The organism is Streptomyces sp. NPDC005899 (assembly GCF_040629645.1).
Classification (GTDB): Bacteria; Actinomycetota; Actinomycetes; order Streptomycetales; family Streptomycetaceae; genus Streptomyces.
Map to the genome: position 1 here is coordinate 15,230 of NZ_JBEXWB010000053.1, position 12,045 is coordinate 27,274.

The 12,045-nt window shown below is 71.9% G+C and carries 6 protein-coding genes, 4 tRNA genes and 1 pseudogene; 7 read left to right on the forward strand and 4 right to left on the reverse strand.

What is annotated here, in order from left to right:
- A partial coding sequence (locus ABZ371_RS09955; protein WP_358676079.1) for a DEAD/DEAH box helicase occupies positions 1–1,862 on the reverse strand: 1,862 nt, incomplete at its 3' end.
- Between the two features lie 934 nt (positions 1,863–2,796).
- Positions 2,797–3,150: a metallopeptidase family protein gene (locus ABZ371_RS09960; protein ID WP_358676082.1), complete on the reverse strand. Its 354-nt coding sequence runs from the start codon at positions 3,148–3,150 to the stop codon at positions 2,797–2,799.
- 126 nt (positions 3,151–3,276) lie between these two features.
- Here ABZ371_RS09960 and ABZ371_RS09965 point away from each other — a divergent pair, with 126 nt between their 5' ends.
- The 4 genes from ABZ371_RS09965 to ABZ371_RS09980 all read left to right on the forward strand — a co-directional run bounded on the left by ABZ371_RS09965 (position 3,277) and on the right by ABZ371_RS09980 (position 5,175).
- Positions 3,277–4,809, forward strand: a complete 1,533-nt coding sequence (locus tag ABZ371_RS09965) for a metallophosphoesterase (RefSeq protein ID WP_358676085.1) — start codon at positions 3,277–3,279, stop codon at positions 4,807–4,809.
- 80 nt (positions 4,810–4,889) lie between these two features.
- Positions 4,890–4,962, forward strand: a tRNA-Glu gene (locus tag ABZ371_RS09970).
- Between the two features lie 39 nt (positions 4,963–5,001).
- Positions 5,002–5,076, forward strand: a tRNA-Asp gene (locus tag ABZ371_RS09975).
- A 22-nt stretch (positions 5,077–5,098) separates the two neighbouring features.
- Positions 5,099–5,175: transfer RNA gene (locus ABZ371_RS09980), tRNA-Phe, on the forward strand.
- A gap of 37 nt (positions 5,176–5,212) precedes the next feature.
- Here ABZ371_RS09980 and ABZ371_RS09985 read toward each other — a convergent pair.
- Both ABZ371_RS09985 and ABZ371_RS09990 read right to left on the reverse strand, forming a co-directional pair.
- A pseudogene (locus ABZ371_RS09985) lies at positions 5,213–6,078 on the reverse strand (cytochrome c biogenesis CcdA family protein).
- Positions 6,075–6,857, reverse strand: a complete 783-nt coding sequence (locus ABZ371_RS09990; RefSeq protein ID WP_358676088.1) for a thioredoxin domain-containing protein — start codon at positions 6,855–6,857, stop codon at positions 6,075–6,077. The pseudogene ABZ371_RS09985 and the gene ABZ371_RS09990 overlap by 4 nt, the downstream one beginning before the upstream one ends.
- A 694-nt stretch (positions 6,858–7,551) precedes the next feature.
- Between ABZ371_RS09990 and hrpA the strand changes: the two genes are divergently transcribed.
- The 3 genes from hrpA to ABZ371_RS10005 form a co-directional block, all read left to right on the forward strand.
- On the forward strand, positions 7,552–11,487 hold the full coding sequence (hrpA, locus tag ABZ371_RS09995; RefSeq protein ID WP_358676091.1) for an ATP-dependent RNA helicase HrpA: 3,936 nt from the start codon (positions 7,552–7,554) through the stop codon (positions 11,485–11,487).
- Positions 11,488–11,602: 115 nt separating this feature from the next.
- Positions 11,603–11,677, forward strand: a tRNA-Asp gene (locus ABZ371_RS10000).
- A gap of 141 nt (positions 11,678–11,818) precedes the next feature.
- Positions 11,819–12,045 (forward strand): DUF6274 family protein (locus ABZ371_RS10005; protein ID WP_358676094.1); only part of this gene is annotated, 227 nt, incomplete at its 3' end.

Genomic DNA, 12,045 nt, shown 5'->3' on the forward strand with positions numbered 1-12,045 from the left:
CCACCGGAGCGGAAGCCGCCGGACGGACGGTCGCTGCTGCCGCGGAACGACGGGCGGTCGTTGCTGCCGCGGTAGCCGGTCCCGCCGGAGGGGCGGCCACTGCGCTCGCCGACGCGGTCGTTGCCGCCGCGGTAACCCCCACGGTCGCCACCACGGTCGTCGCGGCGGTCGTCACGGCGGTTGAAGTTGCCCCGGTCGTCACGACGGTCGTCGCGCCCGGCCGGCTGCTCCGGGACGGACGCCGCGGCGATGAGCGCGGCCTCGGCCTCGGCGGCGGCCTCGGCGACCGCGGCCTCCGGGTCGTCGCCCCGCTCGCGGGCGGCACGGGCGACCAGGCGGTCGGCCTCCTCGCGCAGCTCGACGGCACGGCGCTGGACGCGCTCCAGCTGCTTGGTGAGGTCGGCGGCCTCGCGCTCGGCCTGCTTGGCCGCGTTGTTCGCGGAGTCGGCCTGGACCTCGGTCAGCGAACGGGCGCCGGTGATCTCGGCGACCTCGGGCTCGAAGACGCCCGCGCCCTGCACCATGTGGCGCGAGGCGTCGACGCCCGCGTCCTCCATGAGACGGAAGATCTGGCGACGCTGGTGCGGCAGTGCCAGCGAGACGACGACGCCGGACTTGCCGGCCCGGGCGGTACGGCCCGAGCGGTGCAGGTAGTCCTTGTGGTCGCCGGCCGGGTCCACGTTCAGCACGAGGTCGATGCCGTCGACGTGGATGCCGCGCGCGGCGACGTCGGTGGCGACCAGGGCGTTGACGAAGCCCTTCTTGAAGTCCTCGAGCACGCGGGTACGGGCACCCTGCGTCATGCCGCCGTGCAGCGCGTCCGCCTTCACGCCGGACTCGATGAGCTGCTCGGCGATGCGGTCGGCACCCAGCTGGGTACGGACGAAGATGATCGTGCGGCCCTTGCGGGCGGCGATCGCGGCCGTGACGGGCGCCTTGTCCTTCGGCTTCACGACGAGGACGTGGTGCGACATGGTCGTGACGTTGCCCTGGGCGCTGTCGACCTCGTGCGTCACCGGGTTGGTCAGGTAGCGCTTGACCAGGGTGCCGATCTCGTTCTCCATCGTGGCGGAGAAGAGCATGCGCTGGCCGCCGCCGGGGATCTGGTCGAGCAACTCGGTGACCTCGGGCAGGAAGCCCAGGTCCGACATCTGGTCGGCCTCGTCGAGCACGGCCACCTCGACGTTCTCGAGGGAGCAGGCGCCACGGTTGATGATGTCGCGCAGGCGGCCCGGGGTGGCGACGAGCACGTCGACACCGCGCTCCAGCGCGTAGATCTGGTTGCTCATCGACGTACCGCCGCACACGACCTTCATCTTCAGGCCGAGTACGTCGCCGTACGGCTGAAGGGCGTCCGCGACCTGCATCGCGAGCTCGCGGGTCGGGGTGAGGATGATCGCGCGGGGCTTCTTCTTCTCGGTGTGCCCGCCGGCCAGCGTGGCCAGGGTGGGCAGACCGAAGGAGAGCGTCTTGCCGGAGCCGGTGCGGCCGCGGCCGAGGATGTCCTTGCCGGCCAGGGCGTCCGGGATGGTCGCCGCCTGGATCGGGAAGGGGGCGGTCACGCCGTTCTGCGCGAGCTTGCGGACGATGCCCTCGGGCAGTCCGAGCGAGGCGAACGTGACGGTCGGCTCGGCGTTCTCCGCCTGGACGTCCTCGGAGGCCTCGACATCCTCGGGGGCCTCGGCGTCCTCGGAGGCTTCGGCGTCCAGGGGGGCGGCCTCGGCCGCGGGGGTCTCCGCGGCCGTCTCGGGGGCCGCGGCCACGACGGCCTCGGCGATCTCGACGACGGCGTCCGTCTCGGTGGTGTCGACGTTCTCGACGTTCTCGGACATGACGGTGCGGTCAGAACTGGAAATTGACATGCGAAATGCGAAACCTTCCGGAGTCTCGGCACGCGCCCGTAACTCCGTGTTTTCGCAATTTCGACCGCCTCAATGCGGTCCAGCCACGGCAAGGGAGAGTACGCGCCACACGGCGCTCTTCTGTGTCGGCGCCGGGCAATGGGATCAAACGATCTACTACCATACGCACCCTCCCCCCATTCGCGCAAACCGGCCCGGTCAGGACCCCCCTCACACCGGCGCGACCTGCGGTGATGCCTTCGGCGTCGGCCACAGCTCCACCCGGCCCGGCGGCCCCGCAGCGTCACTCCGCACCTGCGCGGCGGGCGACGCCGAGGGCTCTTCCGGCGGCTGCTGGGAGGGCTCCGGCGAAGGCGGGGGCGGGGGCGGAGGCGGGGGCGGCGGAGGCTCCGGGGAGACAGGTGGGGGAGGCGGCTCGCCGGGTCCCGGAGCGCTGGGCTCCAGGGCGGGCGGGCCGCCGCCCGGGGTCGGTACCGGCCGCTCCGGACCGGGCACCCGCACGGAGCCGGCCGGAGCGGCCGGCGGCCCGCCGGGGGACGCGCCCCGGACCGCACTCCGCGGAACGTCCCGCTCCGACTGCGCGTGGGCACGTCCGCCACCGGACCCGGCCCGCCCGGAGCCGCGTGCGGGCTCGCCGTCCGGCCGGGCGGCGTCCCCCTGCCGCCCGGAGGGACGCGGAGGAGCCGGCTGCCCGGCATCGCCACCCACGCTCATACAGCCGGTGGACAGGGCGATCGTCAGCGCGGTGACTGCTGCGCGGCGGACACGGGCGGGCAACTGGGGCACGGAACGGCACCTCCGGGGCGGGGGGAACGGCGGGAGGGAGCGATGTGTCCAACTCCCCCGCACCCACCGGGGACACGCCCTGACACAACTCCCGCACACCCGCCCGCATCCCCCGGCGCGCCGTGCGGCCGGCGCGCGGCCCCCTCCCTCATCCGTACCCGAGGGCGTGCAGCCGTTCGTCGTCGATGCCGAAGTGGTGGGCGATCTCGTGCACGACCGTGATCTCGGTCTCGGCGACGACGTCCTCGCGCGTCTCGCACATCCGCAGGGTCGGGCCGCGGTAGACGGTGATCCGGTCGGGCAGCACCCCCGCGTACCACTCACCGCGCTCGGTGAGCGGGGTGCCTTCGTAGAGCCCCAGCAGCTCCCGGTCCTCCGGGTCCTCGGGTTCCTCCTCGACGAACACCGCGACGTTGTCCATCAGCCGCATCAGCTCGGGCGGGACCCGGTCGAGGGCCACGCTCACCAGCTCTTCGAACTCCTCGCGCGTCATCTCCAGCACCCCGCCATTGTCACGTACCCGCGACCGGAACGGGCGGGCCGTGCCGGACCCGCACGCACCACCCGCCCGGCCCACGCGCCCCCGGACACCCGCATGTCCGCCGTCCGATCGGGGCATACGCGCCCAATGGCCCGCGATCCGTTCCGCGCCGCACTCGTCCGTGTCCGGCACCCCCTCCGCTCCCGCCCCACCGTCACCACCGGCTCCCCCGCCGCCACCGGGCACCCGTACGTACGCGCACTCGGACTGCTCGCGGTCGTCGTGCTGGGGGCGTGGCTGGGCCTGCTGACCGTCGGCAGCGTGCGCACGCCGGTGGGTCCGATGGACACGACGATGACGCTGCGCCCCTCGCTGAGCGGCGGAAGCAAGATCAACGTGTCCCCCCTCGGCGCTCTGGAGCTGCGCTCCCACGTGGCCCCCGTCCGCCTCGACGTGGACGTGGACCAACTGGACCCCGAGCGCTCCCAGGCCCTGGTCAAGCACCCCGAGCGGCTCTCCGGACTGCAGGACGAGGTCACGCGGGACGTCGCGGCCGGCACCCGGGAGCTCGCCGTCCGCTCCTGCGTGGCCGTCGTCTCCGGCGCCACCGCCCTCGGCCTCGCCGTCTACCGCCGCCCGCGCCGCGCCCTGGCGGCCGGCGGGCTCGCCCTGGCGCTCCTGGCCGCCTCGGGCGTCAGTGCCTACGCCACGTGGAACCCGAAGTCGGTCCTGGAGCCGAAGTTCTCCGGGCTGCTCTCCAGCGCCCCCTCGGTGGTCGGCGACGCCCGCTCGATCGTCACCGACTTCGACGTCTACCAACAGGAGCTGGCCAGGCTCGTCACCAACGTCACCAAGCTGTACGACGCCACGTCCACCCTCCCCGTGTACCAGCCGGACCCGGCGACCATCCGGGTGCTGCACGTCTCGGACATCCACCTCAATCCCGCTTCCTGGCACATCATCAGTTCGCTGGTGAAGCAGTACGAGATCGACGTGATCATCGATTCCGGCGACACGATGGACCACGGCACGGCCGCCGAGAACGGCTTCCTGGACCCCGTCCGCGGTCTCGGCGCGCCCTACGTGTGGGTGCGCGGCAACCACGACTCCAAGGTGACCCAGGACCGTCTCAGGAAGCTCGGCAACGTGCACGTCCTCGACGAGGGCGCCGCCGTGGACGTCGCCGGGCTGCGCATCGCCGGGACCGGGGACCCCCAGTTCACCCCGGACCGCTCCCGCCCTACGGGCGGCAAGGCCTCCGAGCAGCTGGCGGGGATGCGGCTCGCCTCCGCGCTGCGCGACCAGAAGCGCGCGGGCACGCCGGTCGACATCGCGGTGGCCCACGATCCCGACGCCGCGCGCGAGACCGACGGGACGGTCCCCCTCGTGCTGGCCGGACACGTACACCACCGGGTCAACGAACTGCTGGAGTTCGGCACACGGCTGAAGGTCGAGGGCTCCACCGGCGGCGGCGGGCTGCGCGCCGTTCAGAACGAGAAGCCGGAGAAGGTGCGGGCCTCGGTCCTCTACATGGACCGTTCCACCCGGCGTCTCCAGGCCTGGGACGAGATCACCCTGGGGGGCCTGGGGCTCACGACGGCGGAGGTCAGCCGCCATCTGCCGGAGGAGAACCGGGCGGCTCCCTCCCCCTCGCCGAGCGGCTCCCCGACCTCCCCGTAAACCGTTTTGGCGATACCTCCTGCCATCACATATGCTTCTCACGTCCCCGACGCGCTGGAAAGCGCGCAGGTGGGCCCTTAGCCCTCATCGTCTAGTGGCCCAGGACGCCGCCCTTTCAAGGCGGTAGCACGGGTTCGAATCCCGTTGGGGGCACGCTTTACCGTGTGCGAGACTTGTCTCGCACATTAGCTTGGTCCTGTGGAGCAGTTTGGAGTGCTCGCCACCCTGTCAAGGTGGAGGCCGCGGGTTCAAATCCCGTCAGGACCGCTGCAGCCCTTGTGAGCTGCGTGGCTGGGTAGCTCAGTTGGTACGAGCGATCGCCTGAAAAGCGATAGGTCGCCGGTTCGATCCCGGCCCCAGCCACCACCCGAAGGCCCCGTCCACGGACGGGGCCTTCGTCGTGTCACACCACTTCCCCCTCCGGCGCGCGGGGCCCCTGCTCACGGGCGCCGGACCCGCCGGGCCGGCGCCGCCACGTCCGCACGCACAGGGCCAGGAGCACCACGGCCACCAGGGCGGCCGCGTCCGGGACGCGCTCGCCGAGGCGCTGGGCCCACCGCTCGACGGCGAACGAGTCGTCGACGTCCAGGAGTCCGGGCAGTGCCGTGGTCCCGTCGTAGGCGAGGAAGATCGCCCCGAGCCCTGCGAACAGGAGCCCGGAGAGCAGCGACGTGGTGTGCGGTGCGAAACGGCCGGCGCGCAGGGTCCGGCCGCGCAGCCACATCCGGTGGCCCAGGTCGAAGCGTTCCCGGAGCAGGGCCAGTACGAACAGCGGAAGGGGATGCCGAGGGCGTGGACGGCGAGCAGCAGGCCGCCGTAGAGCGGACTGCCGCTGACGGCCGCGACGGTCAGGACGCTGCCCAGGATGGGGCCCGCGCAGGAGCCGGCCAGCCCGTGGACGGCGCCCAGGGCGTAGACGGAGAGAGCGGCCGTGGGCCGGATGCGGCCGCTGAGTGCTGCGATCCGGCGGGAGGCGAAGCCCAGGCCCGCGATCTTGGCGAGGCCGAGCGCGATGATGAGCCAGCCGGCGCCGAGCACGAGGGCGTCGCGGTGTCCGTGGAACAACCGCGCGGCGTAGGAGGCGGCCGCGCCGAGCGGGACCAGGGTGGTGGCGAGGCCGGCGTAGAAGATGCCGGTCCGGGCCAGCAGCCTGGACGCCGAGTCGAGGGAGTAGGCGAAGAAGGCCGGGAGCAGGAGGGCGCTGCACGGGCTGATCAGCGTGAGCAGGCCGCCGAGCAGGGCCGCGGCGTATCCGATGTCCGGGGTCATGACGCGCCCTGCCCGGCGCTGCCCACGTTCGCCTCCTCGGCCGCAGCCGCCTCGATGGCCTGGGCGAAGACGGCCGTGGGCTGGGCTCCGGCCACGGGGCGCCCGTTGATCAGGAAGGACGGGGTCGAGGTGGCCCCGATCCCGTACGCCTGTTCCTGGTCCCGGCGCACGGCTTGTGCCGCCTCGGGGCTTTCCGCGTCGTCGGCGAAGCGGTCGAGGTCCTTGACCCCGGCCTGCTTCGCGAGGGCCCTGAGCCGGTCCGTGCCGAAGCCCTTCTCCTTGGCGCCCTCCGCGTAGGCGGCCCGGTGGAAGGCCCAGAAGCGGTTCTGCTGCCCGGCGGCCCAGGAGGCACGGGCCGCCGCCTCCGACTCCGCGCCGAAGACGGGGAAGTTGCGCCACTCGATGCGCAGGGTGCCGTCCTTGACGTACTTCTCCACGAGCTCGGGTTCGGTGTCGCGGGCGAACTTCCCGCAGTAGCCGCACCTGAAGTCGGCGTACTCGATGAGCACGACGGGGGCGTCCGTGCGTCCCCGGGCCAGTTTGTCGGCGGCGTCGCGCCTGGCCAGCTTCGCCAGTTCCGGGTAGACGTCGGCGTCCGGACCGGCGGTCGCGGCGACGACCGGCGTGCCGGACGCGGACGGCCCGGGGGCGGTCGCCCGGTAGGAGGCGAACGCGAGCAGGCCGGCGGCGAGGACGACGACGGCGCCGAGGAGGAGCGGCTTCCGGGTGGGGGACTTTCCGGTCGAGGGCCGGGGCGAAGGGCGGCTGGGCGTGGGCATGCGGCTCTCCGTGCTGAGGCGGCGGATCCTGCGGGACGGACGGGGGGCGGCGGTCCGCCTGCGCCCTCAGCACGGACAGCTCTACGGGCGCGGGCGTGGCGGATCGGAAGCGCGTACCAGGGCGTCGGCGCCGGGCCCCGGGGGAGGGCGGCGGCCGGGCCCCCTGCCCCGAGGGGACGGGCGCCCGGTCGTGCGCGAGGCGCGACCGGGGCGGGAGGACGGGACCGGAGCCGTCGTGGTGCCCGGGGCGGTCGCAGCCGGTATGCCCGCGGCCCCGGGGGCGGCCCTCACCTCGGTGCGGGCGCTGCTCCGCGTCCCGCCGGCTGTGGCCGCCGGGACGCGGAGCAGCCCGAGCTCGTCCGCGAGCACGGCCATGAGGCTGGGCCGGGGCGTACGGGGCACGGGACCGCCTTGTGCGGGGAGCGGGTGGTCGGTTGCCCGAAATGGTACGGGCTGTGAACACTCGCACCCGCTCGGTGACGGCCGTCCGGCGCGGCCCCGCGGGTCCCCTGGCCGCGCCGGGGTGCCCGTGGTGCCGCGACCGGGCACCCTCGGAGCCCTGACCGGGCGGGCTGGGACGGGACCCGGCCGGGTGGGACCCCCGCAGCGCCGCCGCGTCGAGCGGGGGCCGTGACGGACTCCGCGCTAAATGCGTTCGCCACTCCACGCGCCCGGGTGAGATCCTGGGGTCCGTATGTCTACTTCCTTCGCCGATCTCCAGACCCAGCTCGGGCAGCTCTCGCTTCGCGACGCGCAGCGGCTGGGCCGCCGTCTCGAGGGCGCCCGGCGCATCCGCAAGCCCGAGGCCAGGCAGTCCGTACTGGACGAGATCGCCGCCGAGGCCACCAGGGCGGCCGACCGGCTCGCGGGGCGAGCGGGGCGGATGCCCGCCCTGTCGTACCCGGAACAGCTTCCGGTCAGCCAGAAGAAGGACGAGATCCTGGAGGCGATACGCGACCACCAGGTCGTGATCGTCGCGGGTGAGACGGGGTCCGGCAAGACCACGCAGATCCCCAAGATCTGCATGGAGCTGGGGCGTGGCGTCCGGGGCATGATCGGCCACACCCAGCCACGCCGGATCGCGGCCCGCACGGTCGCCGAGCGCGTGGCGGACGAACTGGACACGCCGCTCGGGGAGGCCGTCGGCTGGAAGGTGCGTTTCACCGACCAGGTGAACCCCGAAGCGACGTTCGTGAAGCTGATGACGGACGGCATCCTCCTGGCGGAGATCCAGACGGACCGCGAACTCCTCGCCTACGACACGATCATCATCGACGAGGCCCACGAGCGGTCCCTCAACATCGACTTCCTGCTCGGCTACCTCGCCAGGCTGCTGCCGAGGCGTCCCGACCTGAAGGTCGTCATCACCTCGGCGACCATCGACCCGGAGCGCTTCGCCAAGCACTTCGGCGAGGCACCGATCGTGGAGGTCAGCGGGCGCACGTATCCGGTCGAGGTGCGCTACCGGCCGCTCCTCGAGGAGGAGGGCGACGACGCCGACCGCGACCAGATCACCGCGATCTGCGACGCGGTGGACGAACTGGGCCACGAGGCGCCGGGTGACGTCCTGGTCTTCCTCTCCGGGGAACGCGAGATCCGCGACACGGCGGACGCGCTGAACAAGCGCAACCTCCGGCACACCGAGGTGCTCCCCCTCTACGCCCGCCTCTCGCACGCGGAGCAGCACCGGGTCTTCCAGCGGCACACGGGACGCAGGATCGTCCTGGCCACGAACGTCGCCGAGACGTCGCTGACCGTCCCCGGCATCAAGTACGTGATCGATCCGGGCAACGCCCGCGTCTCCCGCTACAGCCACCGCACCAAGGTGCAGCGGCTGCCCATCGAGCGGATCTCGCAGGCCAGCGCCAACCAGCGCAAGGGCCGCTGCGGCCGTACGTCGGACGGCATCTGCATCCGGCTGTACTCCGAGGACGACTTCCTGACGCGTCCGGAGTTCACGGACCCGGAGATCCTGCGGACCAACCTCGCCTCCGTCATCCTCCAGATGACCGCGGCCGGCCTCGGCGACATCGAGAAGTTCCCCTTCATCGATCCGCCGGACCACCGCAACATCCGGGACGGCATCCAGCTCCTCCAGGAACTGGGCGCGCTGGAGACGGGGGAGAAGCCGGCCGCGGAGGGGAAGCGGGGGCAGCGCCTCACGCCGCTGGGCCGCAAGCTCTCCCAGCTGCCGGTGGACCCGCGTCTGGCCCGCATGGTCGTGGAGGCCGACCGCAACGGCTGCGTCCGCGAGGTCATGGTCATCGCGGCGGCGCTCTCCATCCAGGACCCCCGCGAGCGGCCCGCCGACAAGCAGACCCAGGCCGATCAGAACCACGCCCGGTTCAAGGACGAGACGTCGGACTTCCTGGCGTTCCTGAACCTGTGGCGCTACATCCGGGAGCAGCAGAAGGAGCGGGGCTCCTCCAGCTTCCGCCGTATGTGCAAGCAGGAGTACCTGAACTTCCTGCGGATCCGGGAGTGGCAGGACATCTACGCGCAGCTGCGCACGGTCGCCAAGCAGATGGGCATCCAGCTCAACGACGAGGACGCGCCCGAGCAGGCGGTGCACACCTCGCTGCTGGCGGGGCTGCTGTCGCACATCGGCCTGAAGGACACCGAGAAGAACGAGTACCTCGGTGCGCGGAGTGCCAAGTTCGCCATCTTCCCCGGGTCCGCGCTCTTCAAGAAGCAGCCGCGGTTCGTGATGTCGGCCGAGCTGGTGGAGACCTCCCGGCTCTGGGCGCGGGTCAACGCGAAGGTCGAGCCGGAGTGGATCGAGCCGCTGGCCCAGCACCTGTTGAAGCGCACCTACAGCGAGCCGCACTGGGAGAAGGACCAGGCGGCTGTCATGGCGTACGAGCGGGTCACGCTCTACGGAGTGCCCATCGTCGCCCAGCGCAAGATCAATTTCGGCCGTATCGACCAGGAGGCCTCGCGCGACCTGTTCATCCGCAACGCCCTGGTCGAGGGTGACTGGCGCACCCATCACCAGTTCTTCCATGACAATCGCAAACTCCTCGGCGAGGTCGAGGAGTTGGAGCACCGGGCGCGGCGCCGCGACATCCTCGTGGACGACGAGACGCTCTTCGACTTCTACGATCAGCGGATTCCGGAGCACATCGTCTCCGGGGCCCACTTCGACTCGTGGTGGAAGCACAAGCGCCGGGACGAGCCGGACGCGCTCGACTTCGAGCGCTCGATGCTCATCAACGAGAAGGCCGGGGCCGTCACCAAGGACGACTACCCGGACTCCTGGCGGCAGGGAAAGCTCAAGTTCCGGGTCACCTACCAGTTCGAGCCCGGCGCGGACGCCGACGGCGTGACCGTGCACATCCCGCTCCAGGTGCTCAACCAGGTGACCTCCGAGGGCTTCGACTGGCAGATCCCGGGCCTGCGCGAGGAGGTGGTCACCGAGCTGATCCGCTCGCTGCCCAAGCCGATCCGCCGTCACTACGTCCCGGCCCCGAACTACGCGACGAAGTTCCTGGACCGGGCCGTCCCGCGGCAGGAACCGCTGCCGCTCACCCTCGCCCGCGAACTGCAGCGGATGGTCGGGGTGCCCGTCACAGCCGACGACTTCGACCTGTCCCGGGTCCCGGACCATCTGAAGATCACTTTCCGGATCGTCGACGAACGCCGCCGCAAGGTCGCCGAGGACAAGGACCTGGAGGCTCTGAAGGTCAGGCTGCGCCCCAAGGCCCGCCAGGCGCTGTCCAAGGCCGCGGCGGCCACCGCCGGCCCGTCGGGCGAGTCCGTGGAGCGGTCGGGGCTCACCGGCTGGACGATCGGCACCCTGGACCGGGTCTTCGAGACGCGCCGGGCGGGCCAGCCCGTGAAGGCGTACCCGGCACTCGTGGACCAGGGCGAGACCGTCGCCGTACGCCTCTTCGACACGGAGGCCGAGCAGCAGCAGTCGATGTGGCGGGGCACCAGGAAGCTCATCCTTCTCAACATCCCGGTCAACCCGGCGAAGTTCGCCTCGGACAAGCTGACCAACCAGCAGAAGCTGGCGCTGTCACGCAATCCGCACGGTTCCGTCCAGGCACTGTTCGACGACTGCGCGACGGCGGCGGCGGACCGGCTCATCGCCGCGCACGGCGGTCCGGCCTGGGACGAGGCGTCCTTCCGCACGCTGTACGACAAGGTGCGCGCCGACCTGGTGGACCTGACCGTGCGCACGATCGGCCAGGTACAGCAGATCCTGGCGGCCTGGCAGGCCTGTGAACGCCGGCTGAAGTCGACGAACAGCCTGGTCCTCATCGACAACGTCACGGACGTACGGGACCATCTGGCCCGCCTCGTACCGCCCGGCTTCGTCACCGCGACCGGGCTGCGCAGACTGCCGGACCTGATGCGCTACCTGGTCGCCGAGGACCGCCGGCTCCAGCAGATGCCGTCGAACGCGCAGCGGGACACCACGCGCATGGAGAAGGTCCACGAGATGCAGGACGAGTACGCCTGGCTGCTGGAGCAGTTGCCGCCGGGGCGGCCCGTCCCGCAGGAGGTCCTCGACATCCGGTGGATGATCGAGGAGCTGCGGGTGAGCTACTTCGCCCATGCCCTGGGCACGGCGCAGCCGGTCTCCGACAAGCGGATCATGAAGGCGATCGACGCGGCGGCACCGTGAGCCCGCCCACCGCCGCGTCGTAGCCGAGCCGCCACTCGGGGTGAGTTCGACCTGGCCCTCGGACCTCCTGTACAGTCTGTCTTCGCAGGCAGCCGCAAGGCAGCAGCGAACACGAGGTCCTGTGGAGCAGTTTGGAGTGCTCGCCACCCTGTCAAGGTGGAGGCCGCGGGTTCAAATCCCGTCAGGACCGCAGTAGACGAAGGCCCGGATCCCCTGGATCCGGGCTTTCGTGCGTCTTGACGGTCGCGTCGCCCGCGGGTAACTCCGTAGGGCAGAGGCCGCCCCTGTTCCCCCGGTGCGGGGCGGCCGGGCCCCTGGGGAGGTCGCACGGATGTCCGCGCCGGCACGACACGAGACCCGCGCGCTGCTGCGCGCCCACCTGGCGGCCGCTTCCGGTTACCGCCACCTCACCCGACGCTGCCCCGTCTGCCACCGCCTTCTGCTGCTCGCCATGGAGCCTCTGACGGCCCCGGTACTCCAGGCTCAGCGACGGCTCCAGCCCCGGCCGCCACGCGGCCATGTCCGCCCCGGTCAGCAGGCCGCCGTTGCGCCGCCCGG

Bases quoted from the DNA above. Each gene is read 5' to 3' on its own strand.
- ABZ371_RS09965 (WP_358676085.1), top strand. From the start codon at position 3,277: ATGGCCCGCGATCCGTTCCGCGCCGCACTCGTCCGTGTCCGGCACCCC.
- ABZ371_RS09990 (WP_358676088.1), bottom strand. From the start codon at position 6,857: ATGCCCACGCCCAGCCGCCCTTCGCCCCGGCCCTCGACCGGAAAGTCC.
- hrpA (WP_358676091.1), top strand. From the start codon at position 7,552: ATGTCTACTTCCTTCGCCGATCTCCAGACCCAGCTCGGGCAGCTCTCG.